15 protein-coding genes are annotated in these 19633 nt (G+C 54.8%); 9 read left to right on the top strand and 6 right to left on the bottom strand.

Translation table 11 applies throughout. From position 1 onward, the window contains the following. The first annotated feature begins 42 nt into the window (after positions 1-42). The 6 genes from AB8B76_RS10285 to AB8B76_RS10310 all read left to right on the top strand — a co-directional run bounded on the left by AB8B76_RS10285 (position 43) and on the right by AB8B76_RS10310 (position 9556). Positions 43-1587: a tryptophan halogenase family protein gene (locus tag AB8B76_RS10285; protein WP_405272236.1), complete on the top strand. Its 1545-nt coding sequence runs from the start codon at positions 43-45 to the stop codon at positions 1585-1587. Between the two features lie 223 nt (positions 1588-1810). After that, positions 1811-2665, top strand: a complete 855-nt coding sequence (locus AB8B76_RS10290) for a family 16 glycosylhydrolase (RefSeq protein ID WP_405272238.1) — start codon at positions 1811-1813, stop codon at positions 2663-2665. 40 nt (positions 2666-2705) lie between these two features. Beyond that, positions 2706-4604 carry a glycoside hydrolase family 3 protein gene (locus AB8B76_RS10295; protein ID WP_405272240.1) on the top strand — a complete coding sequence of 633 codons (1899 nt, stop codon included), beginning with the start codon at positions 2706-2708 and terminating at the stop codon, positions 4602-4604. Between the two features lie 212 nt (positions 4605-4816). Beyond that, positions 4817-7273 carry a CehA/McbA family metallohydrolase gene (locus AB8B76_RS10300; RefSeq protein ID WP_405272242.1) on the top strand — a complete coding sequence of 819 codons (2457 nt, stop codon included), beginning with the start codon at positions 4817-4819 and terminating at the stop codon, positions 7271-7273. Between the two features lie 42 nt (positions 7274-7315). Next, positions 7316-8239, top strand: a complete 924-nt coding sequence (locus AB8B76_RS10305) for a PEP-CTERM sorting domain-containing protein (RefSeq protein WP_405272244.1) — start codon at positions 7316-7318, stop codon at positions 8237-8239. A gap of 123 nt (positions 8240-8362) precedes the next feature. Beyond that, on the top strand, positions 8363-9556 hold the full coding sequence (locus AB8B76_RS10310) for an MFS transporter (RefSeq protein WP_405272247.1): 1194 nt from the start codon (positions 8363-8365) through the stop codon (positions 9554-9556). Positions 9557-9631: 75 nt separating this feature from the next. Here AB8B76_RS10310 and AB8B76_RS10315 read toward each other — a convergent pair whose 3' ends face one another. Then, positions 9632-10471 (bottom strand): inositol monophosphatase family protein, encoded by an 840-nt coding sequence (locus tag AB8B76_RS10315; RefSeq protein ID WP_405272249.1) that lies wholly within the window; start codon positions 10469-10471, stop codon positions 9632-9634. Then, the gene (locus AB8B76_RS10320; RefSeq protein ID WP_405272251.1) at positions 10468-11493 is read right to left on the bottom strand and encodes a phosphotransferase; all 1026 of its coding nucleotides are present in this window, start codon (positions 11491-11493) and stop codon (positions 10468-10470) included. The genes AB8B76_RS10315 and AB8B76_RS10320 overlap by 4 nt, the downstream gene beginning before the upstream one ends. 363 nt (positions 11494-11856) lie before the next feature. On the opposite strand from AB8B76_RS10320, the gene AB8B76_RS10325 reads away from it, so the two are divergent. Then, positions 11857-12816 carry a hypothetical protein gene (locus tag AB8B76_RS10325; protein ID WP_405272253.1) on the top strand — a complete coding sequence of 320 codons (960 nt, stop codon included), beginning with the start codon at positions 11857-11859 and terminating at the stop codon, positions 12814-12816. Between the two features lie 13 nt (positions 12817-12829). On the opposite strand, the gene AB8B76_RS10330 is transcribed toward AB8B76_RS10325, so the two are convergent. Next, entirely contained in the window at positions 12830-14440 is a 1611-nt protein-coding gene (locus tag AB8B76_RS10330) for an AMP-binding protein (protein ID WP_405272255.1), read from the bottom strand. A 164-nt stretch (positions 14441-14604) separates the two neighbouring features. Here AB8B76_RS10330 and AB8B76_RS10335 point away from each other — a divergent pair, with 164 nt between their 5' ends. Continuing rightward, positions 14605-14784 carry a hypothetical protein gene (locus AB8B76_RS10335; RefSeq protein ID WP_405272257.1) on the top strand — a complete coding sequence of 60 codons (180 nt, stop codon included), beginning with the start codon at positions 14605-14607 and terminating at the stop codon, positions 14782-14784. Positions 14785-14843: 59 nt separating this feature from the next. After that, entirely contained in the window at positions 14844-15020 is a 177-nt protein-coding gene (locus AB8B76_RS10340; protein WP_405272259.1) for a hypothetical protein, read from the top strand. 88 nt (positions 15021-15108) lie between these two features. Here the strand turns inward: AB8B76_RS10340 and AB8B76_RS10345 are convergent, their stop codons facing one another. From AB8B76_RS10345 to madL, 3 genes are all read right to left on the bottom strand, one after another. Next, positions 15109-18381, bottom strand: a complete 3273-nt coding sequence (locus AB8B76_RS10345) for a glycosyl hydrolase (RefSeq protein ID WP_405272261.1) — start codon at positions 18379-18381, stop codon at positions 15109-15111. Positions 18382-18473: 92 nt separating this feature from the next. Beyond that, on the bottom strand, positions 18474-19238 hold the full coding sequence (madM, locus tag AB8B76_RS10350; RefSeq protein WP_405272263.1) for a malonate transporter subunit MadM: 765 nt from the start codon (positions 19236-19238) through the stop codon (positions 18474-18476). Continuing rightward, positions 19228-19593, bottom strand: coding sequence for a malonate transporter subunit MadL (gene madL, locus AB8B76_RS10355; RefSeq protein ID WP_405272264.1), 366 nt, complete (start codon positions 19591-19593; stop codon positions 19228-19230). Before madL ends, madM begins: the two co-directional genes overlap by 11 nt. Between the last annotated feature and the right edge of the window lie 40 nt (positions 19594-19633).

The raw sequence follows: 19633 nt of genomic DNA on the forward strand, positions 1-19633 counted from the left end.
TGGTTCGTACAATAAATACCCTGGTAATGAAGGTTAGCCAAAATGAATAAAACCATTAAGAAAGTAGTGGTTGCTGGAGGAGGCACAGCGGGATGGATGGCCGCAGCGTCTTTGTCCAAGCTTATTGGTAATAACATCGAAGTCACGCTTATCGAGTCGGATGAAATTCCTACCGTCGGCGTGGGTGAAGCGACGATTCCTCCGCTTATCCTCTTGCACCAGTTGCTTGAGATGGATGAGAAGGAATTTATGAAGGCCGTACACGGTACTTTCAAACTCGGTATTTCCTTTGAAAACTGGCGGAACGTCAATGAGGATTACATTCATTCTTTTGGGTACACCGGCAAGGACTGTTGGGCGGCAAACTTTCTGCACTTCTGGCTAAGGGGCCTTAAGGAGGGTGTCAGCAAGGACTACGGTGTTTACTGCGCTGAACTCATTGCTGCGCAGCAGGACAAGTTCGCCGTGTTGAAGAATGGCGCACTCAACTATGCCTACCATATCGACGCGGGACGCTACGCCGCGTTGTTGCGAAACGTCGCGGAAGAAAACGGCGCCAAGCGCCAGGAAGGGAAAATAGAAAGCGTTGCTACAAACGAAAGTACCGGGTTTATCGAGTCGGTAACCCTTGCTTCGGGTCAGTGTATCGAAGGCGACCTCTTCATTGATTGCACCGGCTTTCGTGGACTCCTGATTGAGCAAACCTTGCACACCGGTTACGACGACTGGAGCCATTGGTTACCTTGCGATAGTGCCGTCGCTGTTCAGACACGGTCTGTGGGGCCGCCAGTGCCTTACACTCGCTCCATTGCGCGAGATGCGGGGTGGCAGTGGCGGATACCGCTTCAGTCACGGGTCGGCAACGGTTTGGTTTTTTGTAGTCGCTATATGTCTGATGAAGATGCCATTCAAACGATTCTGAATAACGTCGAAGGCGAAACGATTACTGATCCTCGTGTAATCAAGTTTCGAACGGGTCAACGTCGGAAGCACTGGAATAAAAACTGTGTTGCTATGGGTCTTGCTAGTGGATTCATAGAGCCCTTGGAGTCCACGAGTATCCACTTGATTCAGAAGGCGGTGACGCGGCTTATCCAGAACTTTCCCTTCGCGGGAATTCACGAGTCAGAGGTTCGAGAATTCAATACTCAAATGGAGGCGGACACAGAGAATATTCGAGACTTCATCATTCTTCACTACCACGTGACGAATCGTGAGGACACTCGCTTCTGGCGCCACTGTAAAAACATGAGTATCCCGGATTCCTTACAGCATCGTATTGATTTGTTTAAAGAAACTGGAAGGGTTTTTAAGTCCCCGAACGATCTGTTTGTAGAGAATTCCTGGATTCAGGTGATGATGGGGCAGGGCTTGATGCCCAAGCAGTACCACACCATTGTCGATGAGATGAGCGCGGAGGAGCTGCAGAAGTTTATGCACGGTGCCGAGGCTTCTGTGCAGCGAACCGTAAGTCAGTTACCGAGCCATCAAGCTTTCATTGATCACTATTGCAAGGCCGACGTTGGAGCAGCTGGAGAGCGCGCCATGCCCCTGAGTCCGGCCGCGGGGATTCGAGCGGTATCGTGAATTAGCGGCCGGAAACGCCGATTCTACGGGCGCGTATCGCTACATTCCCCCGAGGGCTCTGAGGGTATCCCTGCGCATGGATTGTTAGTACCCATCGTCGCCGGGGATCTCGGGGCAATACGCCCTGCTGATCCTGATGGTAGTCCGTTCCGGCGCAATATCGTTGAGCGTCGCTAATCTCACGCTATGCTTTTCTCAAGATAAAACGATAGCGAGCGTCACGGTGTACAAACAAACATTTACCTTGCTCATGGGTCTGGCTCTAATACTGCACACCGGAGTAGGTTGGGCTGAAGCAACTGTCAGCGCTCCCCGGTGGGCTATCGACTTCTTTGATGATTTTGACACTTTTGACGAGACGAACTGGCGCGATCAAATAGTGTGGGTCAACGGTGAAGATCACTGTTACGTCCGTGACGGGCTGCATAACACCCGGGAGGTTAGTGACGGGAGTCTAAAACTTCGTGTTGTTGATCTCGGCGAGCCGCGGCCCTGCGACAACATGAGCAAAAAGGGCAAGAGACACCCGGATACAGCTTTCGTGGGCGGTAGAATCTCCTCAAAAAACCGGAAAGAATTTGTCAAAGGTCGCTGGACTGCACGTCTGCGCGTACCGGATAGCGGCCAGAATGGGATGTTTCCGGCTTGGTGGCTCCTCGGCGCTTTAAACAACGAAGCCCCTGTCGAAGAAGACGATGAAACTGTTTGCTGGCCACTGGTTGGGTCCGGTGAAATCGACATTTTCGAGCATCATGGTGATGGCGGTCCAGATCACTACGCAGCGCGCATTATCGAGAATCTGGGTTACTGTGATGGTGGTGACTGGCAGGGCGCTATGCTGGTTCAGGAAGCGAAGATGGAGAATTACCACGAGTATGCTGTGGAATGGCTGGGCAACGACATCATCTTCCGTCTTGATGGCGAAGAGGTGTATCGCATCGATGATAAAGGTGATCTATTCCCTGAGCCCCTTTTCGCGATTCTGAACTTCGCGAAAATAAAGCCTGGTCCTATAACCGGACCATGGCTTATGGAAGTGGACTGGGTGAAACACGAAAGCCTGGCCAAGGATCCCTGAGCATGAGTGTGGCAAGGAAGGCTACGACGGCGTCTAAAACATGGCGTTGATTTCTTTGTCGCGGGTTACTTCTCAATACAGTTTGTTTGCCGCATTTAGCACCCTATTTGCTATAACTTTAGTCATGGGGGGCTGTGCGGCACCCTCCGATACTTCGGACACTCCCACGGATAGACCCGTAGCATTAAGCGTGGATTCTGTGCCTATTCTGATCTGCCACTGGGGTACGCAGCGATTCGATATCTGTCAGTACGCTACGCGGGATGAGCGCATTGCCGCTTTGATCGGGGAAATGACGCTGGACGAAAAAATCGGACAGATCACTCAGTCGGTGTGGCACAACAATGTGACTCCCGACACTATTAGAGACAAGGGCATCGGTTCGGTTATTCATACCGAAGGGCCGACGCCAGGGCCAAGCCCCCTCGATTGGATAGCCAAGTTCAATGAGTTTCAGTCCAGTGCATTGCAGACACGCCTCGGTATTCCGTTACTGATTGGCGTAGATGCGGTGCATGGGCAGAACACCTTCGAAGGCGCGGTGATTTTTCCCCATAACATTGGAATGGCGGCGAGTCGAAACCTCGCGCTAATCCGCAGGTCGGCGCAAATCACGGCTCTGGAAGTAGCCGGCACGGGTTTCAATTGGACTTTCTCTCCCTGCATCGCGATGCCAAAACATGAGCATTGGGGGCGTGTTTACGAGGGCTTCAGTGAAGATCGAGACCTCACCACCGCAGCCACCATCGCCTCCGTCCGCGGACACCAGGGCGAGGGGCTCTGGCGGCGGGAAACCATCGCAGCGACCGCAAAGCATTTCATCGGTGACGGCGCGACCGGCGGTGGTGTTGAGGGCGGTAACGCGGTCATGACCGAAGAGGAGATGCGGGAGGAGTATCTCCCTCCTTACATTGCTGCGGTCGATGAGGGTGTGGCTTCGATTATGGTGGGTTTTAACTCCTTTAACGGCGTCAACATGCACCAGCACGGTCATCTGGTGAATGAGGTACTCAAGGGGGAGCTGGGTTTCGAGGGGGTGGTTCTAACCGATTGGGATGGCGGACTTCGCTGGGGTGAACCGCACACGATTATCAACGCCGGTGTCGATATTGCCATGCAGCCTGGTAACCACGAAGAATTTATGAGCCGCCTGAAGGCTTCTGTTCTGGACGAAACGGTGCCCATGAGTCGCATCGACGATGCGGTGAGTAGAATCCTAAAGATGAAATTTGACCTTGGCTTGTTTGCCGATCCCTTTGCCAAAAGCGAGTTCGCCGACTTGGTGGGATCGAAGAGTCATCGTGACGTGGCACAACAGGCGGTCAGAGAATCTCTAGTCTTATTGAAAAGTGCCAACGAAGTGTTGCCCTTAAGGCAGGATGAACCTATTGCCGTTGTCGGTAAGCACGCCCATAACAGCGGTCTGCAGAGCGGTGGCTGGTCGATCCACTGGCAGGGTCAAACCGAAAGCTACCGTGGAGCCACTACAATACTTGATGGCATCAGATCGGTTGCACCGGACGTTGAGTACGCCGAAGAGGGTTGCCACACAGATATGCGCGCCAGAAAGGTGGTTCTGGTGGTCGGTGAAGAACCTTACGCAGAGGGTTTTGGTGACTCCGATGCCTTGTCGTTGAGTGATGCACACAAAGCGTTTTTAGCAGGGTGTAAGAAGTTGGATAAGCAGATCATTGTTGTTTTGATTTCCGGTCGCGCGCTGCTTATTCAGGACGAACTGGATGTTAGCGATGCCTTTATTGCAGCCTGGCTGCCGGGCTCGGAAGGTGCTGGCGTAGCTGATTTTCTGTTTGCCGTGGATGGTTTCAGACCCACCGGAAAGCTGCCCTATGCCTGGCCAAAGCGCTATGAGGATTTACCTTTGGAGGCTGACGCAGACCATGCTCTGTTTAAGTTTGGTTACGGTTTGTCCGATTACTGAGCGCAGTTTCTGGCTCCATCGATCTTGCAGGTCGGCATGAGAGCACCCCTAAATTTAGTGTGCTAGCCCTGCCATTTCCTAAGGTCTTCGACCCTGCTTAGCGAGTCGAGCTATAGTCTTATCCTTGTTAGCCCCGAGTTGAAATGGCTTTCATGCCGGTCAATGATCAAACCGTCCCTGAATGACGGCTTTTAAACACTGGAGACAAGCTGATGTCTGGAACAATCAACCGTTACCTTGGGCTGCTAGTGCTCGCGATCATTTGCGCATCTTCAACGAAGGCCCAGTTCACCAATCGATACCCGAAGCTCGATGACTTTGGCCATCAGATTTATCTGGAGCAGCACGAGCTTCCGATTTTATCGCATGGGCCTGTCGATCCCGCGCCATCGCCCGACGGGCGAAGCATCGCTTTCGCTTCTCAGGGTTGGCTTTGGCTTTTTGATATCGACTCCGGCGTTGCAAGGCGGCTTACCGATGGTCGTGACGTTGATTCCCGGCCACGCTGGTCTGCTGATGGCGAACAGCTAGCTTTTGTCCGTGACACAGGAGCCGATACCTCGATCGTGATTATGGATGTTAAGAGTCGCGAGGAGACAGTCATCGACACGCAGGCGATCGATGTGGATCCCGAATTCTCCGCAGACGGTGAACACGTGTATTACACATCCGGCCAGAGCGGTTCTCTGGATATCTGGCGCCATCACATTGCAGCGGGCACGAGTGAGCAGGTCACGGCTTTGCGTCAGGCAGAGCGTAACGCCCGCAGGGTTCCCGGTAGTGACAGCATTGTGTACCTCGATGGTAACGGGGCTCAGCGTCAGCTTCGTCTTCGAAACTTCACTGAGGGCACAGACAAGGTCGCACACGCCGAAACTCTTACCTACCATCTGACAGCAGATGTGCATCCTGTCGAGCGCTTGGCCGTATTCTCGGCGCCGCTGGAAAACGACTACCACCTGTGGACCAAAGATCTGGATCGGCCTGAAGTACGCAAGCAGCTCACCTTTGGTCAGGCTTTTGCGCTAACTCCCGCGTTCAGTGCCGATGGGGCATCTATCTATTTCGTCGAAGCGGACGCACAGCGACAATTTCATCTCAAGAGAATCGCCACTTACGGCGGCCCGGTGGAGTCCGTGCAAATAAAGTCCTGGGACTATGGCAAGAGCACCGGACAGCTGACTATCGTGTCGCAAAACATCTCAGGTGAGACTGTCGCTGCTCGGATTTCTATCGTTGATGCCAATGGCCATCCCGTAGCCAGTCCTTCGGATGCGACGTACTTCGACCCGCAGTCAGGGCGAAATTACTTTTACAGTATCGGCGAGCAAGATCTAGTCCTTCCCGTCGGCACTTACGAGATCACTGCGACTAACGGTCCTATGACCCCGCTTGTGCGAAAGACAGTCAGAGTTCGCGCGAATAAGAAGACAGAGACTGCGCTGCTCCTCGAGCCAGTCTGGGATGCCAAAGAGGCGGGTTATATAGCTGCGGATTACCACAATCATTTGAACGGTGACGGCCATCATCGCGCCACTCATGAACATGCTCTACGGCTGCAAAAAGGCGAGAGCCTGCATCATATGGCGCCCATGTCGTGGAACCGCTGGGACCGGAAGATCGATCGTGAGTTGCTGGGCACTCAAACCGAGAGCGAAGGCTTTGTGGTTAGTCAGGGACAGGAAGTGCGGTCTCATTTCCACGGTCACATCGGTTTGGTTGGCGTAAAGCAGCCCTTCGAACCTTGGTTTTTCGGGCCACGTAATCCCACCCTGGGTGATCCTGACCTCAGTAACGGCATGGTCTTTGACTATGCCCGGGGTCAAGGACTTTTCCCCATTTATGTTCACCCCACGTCATCGGATGCAGATCCCTTTATGCCTGATCAGCTGGATGGTTTACCTATTGAACTCGTGTCTGATGCAGTGCTCGAGGAAAATTTCGGCCTTGAGACCGTGATTGGGTGGTCTAGCCCGCTGGGGACCTCGCAACTTTGGTATCGATTGTTAAATGTTGGTCGCTCCGTCCCCGCAATGTCAGGAACGGATGCCTGGGTGGATTTTTATCGAACGCCAGCTGTTGGCACGGGCCGAAATTACGTGCCGGTGGACTCGCAAAGCACGGACTTTGCCACGGCGTTCAGCTCGGCAACGGCGAGTCGCGGTTTTGTCAGCACTGGCCCGGCGATCGTCTTTAAATTAGACGATGGCAGTAAACCAGGTGATGTGACGCGCTCGGGGACGATAGGCTGGTCGGCCTTTCTCGCAACTACCGCTGACGTCGAGAGGCTTGAGATTGTTGTTAACGGCGACGTTGTGCAGCAGCTTCCAGGTGTTTCCGCTGGGCAGAGCAAAACCATCACGGGTGAGGTCACTCTTCCCGAAGCAGGGTGGGTCGCGGCGCGGGTTTACAGTGAGCAGACGCTGGATGATCCCTGGCCAATGATGCATCCGCGTCCTTTCGCTCACAGTGCGCCTATCTGGATCGGTGAAGTTGGAAGCACAGATCCCGCGGCTCGCGCTAATGCGGTCTCGGATATGATCCGCGCGATCGAAGCGGCGGAGCAAAGCTCCCGCGATGCTTACGGCACGGTAGAGGCTTCCAAGATGATGGGCCGCATGGCGCAAGCCAAGGAACAACTCCGTAAAATGATGCCGGCGGATACCTAAGGCGGTGATATCCCTAAATACGTCTTCTTGTCGGAGCCACACATGAATCGAAGCTTTGTTGCCAGTGTACTGTTACTACTCTGTAGCGCGTTTCCGGCTGCCGCCCAGAACAAAAGCATACTTTTTATCGGTAATAGCTTTACCTTCGGTTACGGTTCCGCCGCGTGGTTCTGGGGGGCGGACACGGTCACGGATCTCAACGGTCAAGGTGTCGGTGGCGTGCCTGCAATTTTCAAAGCGTTTTCAGAACAAGCGGGACTTGCTTGGGACGTGTCTCTAGAAACACACCCCGGCTCGGACTTTGCTTTTCATCTTCGCGAAAAGAAGACTGAAATTACATCTCAACCCTGGGATGTGGCGGTGGCACACAGCTACAGCACCCTTGATGCTAATGCCCCGGGTGACCCCACAAGACTGATAGCGACGGGTCGCGAACTCGCCACGGTACTGCAAGGCGCTAACCCGCAACTGAAGTTTTACGTCACGGCCACATGGTCGAGACCGGACCTAACGTTTCGATCGGGCTCTCCCTGGTCCGGCAAGGGTATCGAGCAAATGGGTATCGACGTAAACGACGGCTATGAGCAACTCGCTGCCGAGGTGCCCGGTGTTACAGCTGTGAATCCCGTGGGAAAAGCCTTTAATCGTGCCGTGAAAACAGGCGTGGCTGATGGCAACCCTTACGATGGCATTGATGTAAACAAGGTCGATCTTTGGACCTGGGATCATTATCACGGCAGTACTTACGGTTATTATCTTGAGGCGCTAGTGGTGTTCGGCAACGTGACGGGCGTAGATCCAGTGGCGTTAGGAGATGGAGAATGTGCGGCTTTCGAGCTCGGGCTCTCCCAAACTCAAGTTGTGGCGCTACAGCGCGTCGCCCGTGACGAGCTGGCCGCAGCGGGCGTTGAGCTCAGCACACCAGAAACGATGACACCGCTCACGTGGCCAACTCCTTGTGGGTGAGGTCGCGATCGTACTTTTCTCCCCGAGGACAAGTATCGAATTGAGAAGGCCGGGGTAAGAATCGGCGTGAAGACCGAGGTGTAAGCCGAGGTATAGTTCATCCTTTCATATTCTGGAATCAAAATGGCATTCAGTTCGCTCCCTAGAGTGGTATGGCTATACACGCTCATACAGTCGCTTGCGGTAAGCGTTGGCAGCATGATGGTGATCGTGGGCGGCGTGCTGGGTGCAGCGCTGGCTCCTGAGCCGGCCTATGCGACCTTGCCCGTTGCGGTGATGATATCTGGCACTGCGGTAAGCGTACTTCCCATTACCCGACTGATGCGCCGCTTTGGTCGTAAACCTATATTCTTGGCTGTGACCATCGTCGCGGTGTTTGCTTCATTGTTAGCGGCCCAGGCCGCCAGTGATCTTAGCTTTGCCCTTTTTTGCTGTGCTGCATTGGGTTTTGGCTGTGCGTTGGCGGGCATTCAGCAGCTGCGGTTTGCGGCGATGGAGGCGGTATCAATTGATTTAATGCCCAAGGCAGCGTCTACCGTCTTACTCGGAGGATTGGCGGCAGCGATCATCGGACCCGAGCTGGCAACCCGCGGCAGAGATTTGATTGGCGCGGAGTTTGTCGGCACGTTTTTGTTGATGGCAGGGATCTGCGGCGCGTGCACTTTCCTGTTTTTGTTCACGCCATCGTCCAAAGCACAGGCAAACGAGGTATCGGGTGATGTTCGTTCTCTTCGAGAGATGATTCGCAACCCCACGCTTGTTATGGCCATTGTCGCTGCGGTCGGTGGCTATGGTCTGATGAGCTTCATCATGACCGCTACGCCAGTGCATATGCATGTGTACGAGGGCCATAGCTTGGACCAGACCAAGCTGGTGATTCAGAGTCATGTTCTGGCAATGTTTTTGCCGTCGTTTTTTAGTGGTTGGCTGATCAGTCGATGGGGGGCTGCCTGGGTAATAAGGTTGGGGCTGCTGGCTTATGCGATGACCGTGACACTGGCCTTAACGGGTAGCGCCATCCTCAACTATTGGACCGCGCTTGTACTGCTGGGTGTGGGCTGGAACTTTTTGTTCCTGGCCGGAACGACCTTATTACCTTTGACTTACGCTCCCGCTGAACGATTCAAGGCACAGGGTCTCAATGAAATGCTGGTGTTCGGGTTTCAAGCCACAGCGGCTCTATCCGCGGGAGCAGTTCTGCACTGGCTGGGCTGGAAAAATCTTTTGCTGGCGTGCATACCTCTGATTCTTTTGTTGGCGTTCACCTTAATCTGGTGGCAAAAAACCCAAAGGGCGCCAGCACCCGTTTCTAACTAGTCATCAACGGGTTGTTAGCTCGCGATGCTGTGGGTGAGAAAGCGTGGGAGCTTTTGTGAGACTCCAAAGTACTCATTAGCCGCGACTCTCAAGTACCTGCCGCGCCAGGGCCTCGTGTGAGGCATAAAGAATGCCGCAGTGATTGAGATAAGTGTTGTCCGTACTATCGAAATGTAGTGGAGCACCCTGAGCGTCGGACACCCAGGCACCGGCTTCGACATAGATACATGCGGTTGCCGCAAAGTCCCAGAAACAGCCGCCGCCCCGTTGAGCTTTTGGAAACTTGAAGTAGCAGGCGGGTGAGTGCTCCAGACACCAAACGGCATTCATGACGGCACCGCCCTGCAAGCCGCGTGTTGCGTTCAGTGCCCGGGCGACGGGTTCAAACGATGCTCGCTCAGCTTCGCTGCGGTCGCTGAAGATGGTGGGTTTGGATGTCTCCATACCGAGCGCTACCTTCCAGGGCTTACCGTTACGAAATGCTCCACCGCCACGGATAGCTCGGTATACAACATGTTGGATAGGGTCGTAGACAACACCGACGGTGGGTACGCCTTCGCGGGACACCAAGGCAATAGAGACGGCGTAGCCTGGCAGTCCCTCAATAAAACACAGCGTGCCGTCAATGGGATCGATGCACCAGAAATAGTCCTTTAGCAGACGACCACCATCATCGGGAGACTCCTCGGTAAGCACGGCAAGATCGTACTGTGTAATGGCTGGCGCCAGTACCTCGAGTATTAAATTCTGGCTGTGGCGATCCACTTCGGTTACCACCTGGGCGGCCAGGGAAACACCGTCATCCTTATGTCCAACGCGCTTCGGGCGCGTCTCAGACACATAGTGGCCCGCAGCCTTAGCCGCTTCGACGGCTGCCTCACACAAGGTCTGCAGGTCAGCATCAGATAGTGTCATAGCTGCGTTAGGACCTCGTGGGCGAGGCGCTTGCTGTAGCGGTGAATCTTCCAGTGATCGGGGCTCCAGCCCTGCAGAAACCGGAAAAAGTCGGTCCAGGCGAAGGCATATAATGCTCGCCAGTTAGCCTCAAGCGCGGGGAAGTCGATCACTTTCTTACGCGCCAGTAATGCGCTTTCCAGACTCTCGAAATAACTATCGAGGAGCTCCTGTTCATAGCTCTCACACTCGTTTTCGCTAAGGCAGCTGCTCAAGAAATAGGCAACGTCCTTCATGCCGCAACCGCCGCCTACATACTGAAAATCTACGGCTGCTACCCGGCCGTCCTGCGCAAAGCAGAAATTAGCGACCTTGGCGTCACCATGCACGAGGGTTTGGAACGCACTTTCCGCGAGCTTACGGTCAATGAGTGGTGCCGCTGCTCGGAGCGCATCATCGGTAACTTTGAGCAGCTCATCGGGACGCGTTTCGAGGTGCCAGTAAGTGCCGGTCGTCCAAAGTTTCTCGGGGACCTCGCCTAGAAAGTTTGCGTGGAAATTCGCCAGCCAGGCAAGGCATGCGTGTAGCTCCACGGTTGTCAGAGTGTCGCGCCGACCGTCGAAACCCGAAGCGTCCAGATCTTCAAGCACCATGAAGACTTCGTCTCCCCGGGTATCGAGGGCCAGGCACGCCGGTACTCGACATGATTCCCCGCAGCGATGCGACCAGTGTTTATACCAGGCCGTTTCCACCTGATAGGACTTCACTTTTCGTTCATGAGAGCGGCTGGTGTTCCATCCTCGCGGATGATTGTTCCTGGTTGGCCACTGCACATGCTTTACCACGACGCTGCTCATCCGAGGATCCGGCGAGGTGAGAGCAGGGTGGTTGGACTCGGGTTCCGGAGTGGGCAGACCAGACAAGGTGCAGCGCACGATTTTACCGTAGCCGCTCCAAAGGCTTTGAATTACCTCGCTGTGCATTAGCGCAGTGGCGCCGGTCGCCTTCAGCGTTATCGCGCCTAATTGCTTGTCTATGACCACCTCAACGTTTCAATGCACTAGAACTAACAGTTTGTTCATTATCCCAGCGCTCTGGGCCAATAAAAATTGATACGTGACATTGCGCCGGGCCTGATGAAAGAGGCAAAGGATCCGCGAGCATAGCAACGAGGCAGGTTTCTGTCTGCTGTGTCCAGGCAAAAGCCAATGCGATTACCAGAGAATATACATTGGTGGCTTCGGTGGGTATCGACCCTTCCGCCGCCCACCGGCTCGAACATGATGCGATGGCCGATGGTGGCCCTGAGATTGAGGTCCGTACTGTCCAAAGCTATGCTTGGGGCAAGAGATTAAGCGGCGATAGCCCTTAGTCATTTCGGTTGTTCTCTAATCCGAGTGTCGTCCATGGTCTACTCCAAAATTTATCGCGGCATCAAAACGCCGTATGCCGTGAGTGCTCTTGCTCTTGCTGCTCTGCTAGCAACATCGGGATGTTCAGATGATTTGCCCTTCGAGGGCACTTTGGAAGTTGGTGATGCCGATCCTGCTGTTGTTGTGGGGCATCCCGAGGGCACGGACGTTTGGCTACTGGAACTCGTTGACGATAACGGTGCCTTGCGAGCGGAGTCCCCGCGGAATCTGACCAATCGCCCCGGTTACGATAACCAGCCGTTCTTCACGCCAGGGGGCAAGCTTATGTTTGTCCAGATGGAAAATGAGAAGACGGACATCTGGCAGTGGGACGCGCAGACGCAGCAGTTGTCCCGCGTGACAGAAACGCCCGAGCAAGGGGAGTTTTCTCCTACGCCGATTCCTGACAGCGATGGTGGAATCAGCTACATCAGGTCCCCCGACGATACCAGCGGCAGGTTGTGGCGTATGCCCGAAGCGGGAGCAGCGCCGGAAGTCATTTTTCCTGATCTGGGCCCGGTGGGCTATCACGCGTGGTTCGACAGTGGGCATGTCGCCCTCTGGCGTCTCCAGGAGCCCTCCATGCTTCAGCTTGTCGAACTCCAGAGCAAAGAGACGTTGACTCTTGCGACGGGCGTGGGTCGCAGCCCTCAATCCGTACCTAATCGTCGGGCTGTAAGTTTCACGCGGATGACCGACGGAGGACGGGTGGTCGAGGCCTATGACCTTGATACACGCAGCACCGAGTTAGTTGTCGTTCTTCCTGAGGGTGGCGACTTTCATACCTGGACTCCGGACGGCGTTTTACTGGCGACCGTGGGAGCGCAGGTGGTGGCGTGGCGTGAGAGTAACTGGGAGACAGTCGTTGATTTGAACGGGCTGGGACTGACGCTTAGCCGACTAAACGTATCATCAGACGGAAAGCGTCTGGCGGTGGTCGCCGAGCCCGAATAAATGCTTTTTGTGGCTAGTCCGCGCTTAATGCCTCGATAGCCACCGCACGAAGTCGTTTGTAATCGACCTTGCCATTGGCGGCGCGCCCAATGCTATCGATAGGTACGATATGTCTAGGTGCTTTGTAGGCCGCCAACGTCTTTCTTACGTGGTTAATAAGGTTTGCACTGTCCATGGGTGTTTCCGGCTGTGCTTCGACCACACCAACCACTGACTCTCCGTAAGTCTCGTCGGGTACGCCCACGGCAACCGCATCCACCACGTCCGGGTGCGTCTTCATTGCTTCCTCAACTTCTTCTGGAAAAATCTTCTCACCACCACTGTTAATGCAGACCGAACCGCGCCCAAGGAGAATAATGCGTCCATCGGCGTCGACCATGGCGAAGTCACCGGGACAGGAGTAGCGCTGGCCATTGATATCCAGAAAGGTGCGCGCGCTTTTTTCCGGATCTTTGTAGTACCCCAGAGGCTGGCGGCCCCCTACGGCGATGCGTCCTATCTTGTCGCTGCCAGCTTCGATGGCTTGGTTGTTGTCATCGATGACAATCGTCTCCGGACTCATTTCGAAGCGCGCGGTGCTTGCTGCCGCGCCCGCCGCCGAGATGGATGACCCCATGCCGAGGGCTTCGGAGGATGAGAACGCATCCATCAACATCATGCGGGGGTGGTGATCAAGCAATCGCTCCTTGCTTTCCTGGCTCCACATAACACCCGATGAAACAATCGCCTGCAGCGACTCGAGATTCCAGCGTTCGGGTTCACTGTCCAGGGCGCGCAGAATGGGTTTGGCAAAAGCATCTCCGACAATCGCCAGTGACTCTACTTTTTCCCTTTGGATCGTATCGAGAAGCTCGATAGGGTCAAAGTGACGGTCGGTAAGAGTAACCACGCTCCCTCCACCGCAGAGTGTGCTTAGACCGGGGAAGTTTCCTGTGCCGTGCATTTGCGGACAGGCGGGTAAAAAGCGCGTGCCGGGAGACGTAAAGCTGCCGCGCAGATCCTCGACGCTACCCTCGTCCTGAAGAGGGCTCCCCAGAGTGGATGTAAGTTTGATCGCAAGATCGTCTTGCCGCCACATCACACCTTTGGGCATGCCGGTGGTGCCGCCCGTGTAGAGAAAGTTGAGATCGTCACCGCTGCGTCCCCAGCTGGGGGTGACTCGATCGCAGGCCGTGTTGGCGACGGCTTCGTAGTCACTCGCCCATTCGGGGCAAGGGCCGCTGCCATCGTCAACAAACAACCACACGCGAACCTTGGGAAGGCGCGAACGGATGGCATCTATGGTGCTTGCGAACACACCATGAAAAACGACTGCGCCAGCATCGGCGTTGTCCCAGAGGTACAAAAGCTCGTCGGCGGTATAGCGATAGTTGGTATTAACCGGAACGAATGCACCCTTAAAGGCGGCATACATGGACTCCAGATACTCATTGCCGTTGTAAAGGTACTGGGCAACTGCTTGCTGACGCTCCAGTCCGGCATCGATGAGGAATTGCGCTAGGCCGTCAGCACGTTTGTCGAACTCACGCCATGTTCGCCGTGTCTCTCCGTGGATGAGACAAGTTGCATCCTTCAGTTCATCAGCGGCAGCTTCCCATATGTCTGCAAAGTTCCAATTACTCATTGTCTGTGCTCCACCTATGATTTGTCCTCTTTATCGCTGCAGAGATAAAGGTTCGTCAAGGGATGGTGCCCTCACGTTGACGCTCTGGATTCGACGGATTTTCTATAAAACCAAGCCCATTTAGTATCATAATTGAGTGTGAACAGTACTAAGCCAAGCCAGAAGTGTGGTCAGGCTATTACGATCGTGCCATCGATTCTGTTTTTGCGATTCAAGACGAAATAGCGCGCGAAGTCGCCACAGCCTTGACCACCGAAGTTCTCGGTACTGGTGGTGCAGATATCATTGAGCAGGGTTATCGACCCAACTTGGCGGCGTACGAAAAGTTCATACTGGGCAGGTAAGAGCTTTCCTTGCGCTACTCTGTCGCCGCGATGAAGCGCTGGATCGTTTAGAGACCACGGTGGCCTCTGGCTGGCGTTTTTATTCCTTTGGTCTGCAGTACGTCAGTGTCTTTGATTCTTTGCGCGAGGATCCTCGTTTCACCGAGGTGGTTGCTACGATTCGCGAAGATCTTACCGAGCAACTGGATTGGTACGATAAGAACAGTGACATGCCGCCCGAGACAATAGGCCTTTGAGTTGGCTTCGGTAGCGTTTATCTCGTGATAAAAAAAACCCCACATTAGTGGGGCTTTTTCAATCTACGTTTGCTTATGCATGCCGCCTCTAATCCGTGCCCTCAACATGAGGCGAGCCAGCGGTAACTAAAGCCTGCGCTAGCTTTTCAAGCGCGGCTTCGGCGGTTTTCAATTGCGCGTTGAGTGCGCCGATCGATTTGTTGGCAAGGGCTAGTTCCCGTTTACTGGTGTCTGTGGGCCCATATAAAGATCGGTAAATCGTGCGCTCGACGTTGAACAATCGCTGGGAGACTGTGGGCCGGTTTTTTTCGCCGACTTCTATTTTTGCGGGGTTGCCTTTGACCTCGGCGTTTAGTGCAAGCAGCGTTTCACGTAGTTGATGAAGACCTGCATCAAGTTGCCCCGCATCCGCTCGCGAGCGCGATAGCGCCTTGCCCATTGCGTCGACGCGCGCGATAGCTCCAGCTAAATCGAGATCAAGCTTTGAAGCTTTTCTAGTGGCGTCTTCCCACGCTCGCCAGAACGCCGCGACTTCGGCATCAGAGGCGCCGGGTAATGTACCCGGATAGAGCCGTTCCACCTCAAACGTCACAGGTTCATCGAGTTGGCTCACTTGCCCGTCGACACGCTTGTAGAGCGTCGCACTGTAGGTGCCGGGTGCAGCCATCAGACCTCTCGATGGCTCATGGTCGCCGTCATCCTCGTGAATGCCGATTACCTTGGGAGCCGGGTAACGCAGATCCCAGGCGATGCGATGAAAGCCTTTTTCCTTGGGTCCCTCCATGCGGCGCACGACATTACCGTGGGAATCTTTGACTACGATCAAGACAGTGGGTTCGGCTTGATTAGCCTCTTTGCTTACAGCGTCCCATCCCGGGAACTTAATGTCCTTACCGGCGGCCTCAAGAGGTTCTTCGGCAGCCATGCGCGCCTCACTCAGCGTCTTCAGCCCGTCACTCAGGTGGTAAGTAAATGTGGCACCAAACTCTGGGTTGGGTGCAACGTAGTGCGATGCTCCTTGTGAGCCCTTGAGATCGTCAAAATCAAGATCAGATCGAGGAATGTACAGCCAGGCCTTACGCGTCGAATAGAGCGAACCTTCCTGAGCTAGCGATGTTTCGCTCACTTCGCGCAGTACGCTGTAATCATCAAGCACAAAGAATCCGCGACCGAAGGAGGCGCCTACCAGATCGTTTTCTCTTCTCTGTATCGCAAGGTCTCTAAAACTGATGGTTGGAACGCCACCCTCAAGCTCTACCCAATTAGCTCCAGCATTAATGGAGAAGAAGATACCGAACTCGGTTGCGGCGAATAGCAGCTCCGGCTTTTCGTGATCCTGCACCATACGCCAGACGAGGTGACGCTCAGGCAGATCATTGCTAATGGACTCCCAGCTGCGTCCACGGTTGCTGCTCTTTACGAGGTAAGGCGTATAGTCGCCATACTTATGGTTGTCCAGCGAGACGTAAACGGTATTCGAGTCGTGCAGGTCGGCCTTGATGTCGTTGATGAACGCGCGCTCGGGTACTCCCATAAGGCTAACCTCGATGCTGCGCCAGCTTTTGCCGCCATCTTCAGTCACCTGCAAGAGGCCATCATCGGTACCTGCGTAAATGAGTCCGTCCACCAGTGGCGACTCCGATAATGAAGTAATGGAGTTGTAGTTGGACATTGCCAACACATCCCAGGACGAATCCCAGCTTTGCTTGCGGCCCATAATGGGTAGCTCAAAGCGCTCTTCGTTACGTGTCAGGTCGCCAGAGATCGCTCGCCAGCTGTCGCCGCGATTGTCCGAGCGCCATACTCGCTGACTAGCAAAGTAGATGCGCGCAGGGTCGTGAGGGCTGACGTGGATTGGCGCATCCCAGTTGAAGCGCTCGTAATCTTCGCCTTCGTCAGCTTGCGGTTGGATATCGACCACTTCGCCGGTGGTCATATCGATTCGCGATAGTGCGCCTTCCTGTCTTTCGGCGTAGACGATGTCCGGATTGCCAGGCTCTGTCGCGGGAGCATGCCCATCCCAATTCAGTACCAGGCTCCAGTCGGCGTTGCGGATACCGTTCACGCTGTCGGTGCGCGAAGGTCCACCTTGGGTACCGTTGTCTTGGGTGCCGCTGTAAATGTTGTAGAAGGGCTCGGCATCATCCAGCGCCAACTTGTAGAACTGCGTAATAGGTAGGTTAGGCATGTAGCGCCAGTTCTCAGCCAGATCAAAGCTCTCGTAAACCCCGCCATCTGTACCCAGTAGCAGGTAATCTGGATCGCTGAGCTTGAATGCCAGCGCATGATTGTCGCCGTGACGGTGCTGTCGGTTTACTGGTCCCCAGGTCTTACCGCCGTCCAGAGACTGCTTCATGGAAGCATCCATCATGTAGAGATGGTCGAAGCGATGCGGTGATGCATAGAGCTCTACGTAGTAGTGTGGGCCCGTGCCACCAGAGATAACCTCTGACTGCTGTGTCCAGGACTCCCCGCCGTCCACGGACTTCCATGTGCCGCCCTTGCGGCGATTGAGTTCAATAGCGGCATAGATGATGTCGGGCTGCTGCGGAGATATCGCCAGGCCGATTTTGCCCATTTTGCCCTCGGGCAGTCCTTCGGACAGTTTCTTCCAGTTATCGCCGCCGTCGTCACTGCGATAAATGGCAGATTTGGCGCCACCGTCCATCACTGCGGCCACGGTTCGATGATGCTGCCAGGTTGCCGCATAGACTCGCTCAGGGTTTCGGGGGTCAATCGCAATATCGGTTACGCCCGTGAACGCCTCATCACCGAGAGTCTTGGTCCAGCTTTTTCCGCCGTCGGTCGACTTGTAGAAGCCACGATCGCCACCGGGGCTCCAGAGCGGTCCTTGTGCCGCTACGTAAACAACATCTGAGTTCTCTGGGTGGACGATGATCTCGCCAATGTGCTGAGAGTCCTCAAGACCCATGTTCATCCAGTTTTTGCCGCCATCGGTAGACTTGTAGATGCCATCCCCGAAGGCGAAGTGTCGGCCGCCCCCGTGCTCGCCGGTACCCACCCAAACGGTGTTACTGCTATTTGGGTCCAGGGCCACGGCGCCAATAGAGTAAGAACCTTCGTCGTCAAAAACCGGCTCGAATGTGGTGCCTGCGTTGACGGTTTTCCACACGCCCCCTGAGCCTACAGCCACGTACCAGGTGTTTTCGTCTTCTGGGTGGATGGCGAGATCGGCGATGCGTCCGGACCTAACGGCCGGACCTATGTTTCGTAAAGCGAGGCCCTCAAAGGTGGCCTCGGATAAAAGTGCTTCGTCGTTGTCGGCGGCGATGGCAGTGCCGCCAAGTGTCAGGCCAACAGCAAGGGCGATGGCAGACAGAATTGTCTTGTCGGTTCTCATAAAGGTTTACCTTTTGTGAGTTTGGTGGATAAACGAGGATGTAAGAATAGCCGCATAGACGAGATTGTCGAGTTGCAGCCTGATGTAAGACCTCAGGTGATCGTTCGAACCACCAGAAAGAGCACTGACGGTGCGATGAGACAGCCAACACCTGTATAAAACGTTGCAGTCATGGCGCCGTAAGGTACGAGCTTTGGATCGGTCGCCGCGAGGCCCGCAGCCACGCCACTGGTGGTGCCCATAAGCCCGCCGTAGATCATTGCTGAGTGCGCATTGTTAAGCCCAATCCGTGAGGCAACCAACGGTGTTCCGATCATGACGAGGATGGACTTGATGAGGCCGGCGGCGACACTGAGCGCGATGACGTCTGAGTCCGCACCGAGCGCCGTGCCCGTTACTGGACCAACGATGTAAGTTGCGGCACCCGCACCGATAGTAGTGATCGATACGGCGTCTGAATAACCAAAAGCTACTGCAGTGGCGGCGCCGACGGTAAAAGAAAGCACAACGCCTGTGACCACGGAAATGCCGCCGATAAAACCCGCTTTCTTTAGCTCATCGAGATTCGCACCAAAGGCCGTGGCGATAATGGCAAAATCTCGGAACATTGCACCGCCCATTATTGCGAAGCCAGCAAACAGGGGGATGTCCGCTATACCCCGGGTTCCACCGGTATAGCGGCCTCCGACATAAGCGAGAGCAAGACCGACGGCAATTGCGATGGCAGAACCGTGGATATGTCCGCGGGTGAGCTTGTCCGACAGGTAGTAGGAACCCCAGACTAAAATAGCCACAACAAGGAACGCCGTGATGAGTGCGTTCTTTGTCAGAACGGCCGCGAGGGTTTCAGCGATCATTGGATTTACTCAAGCGCGTCATAACGGGTATCAGCATAAAACTGGCCACTACGGCTGCAGCGCCCGCCACGATGGCCAGCCAACCGCTCGATAGCGCTGCAATGACGTTTTGCTTTGCCGCCATAGCCACAACGATTGGGATGTACATAGCGTTCCAGAAGTTGATGCCTGTTTCTGTAGGCAGGCTCAGTTTTGGACCGCGATTGTTCAGGTTCGACAGCACTATCAGAAGGAGCATGGCAATGCCGACTCCACCGACGTTCGCGTTTACGCCGATCAGTTTCCCGAGCAAGTCACCGGCGAAAACGCCGCAGAGCATGCAGAAGGACAGCAAGCCGACTCCGTAAATCACCATACGCTTTGCCCGTTTGCGGGTAGTCCTAGAATTGACTTAG

The organism is Congregibacter sp. (assembly GCF_045107095.1).
Taxonomy (GTDB): Bacteria; Pseudomonadota; Gammaproteobacteria; order Pseudomonadales; family Halieaceae; genus Congregibacter.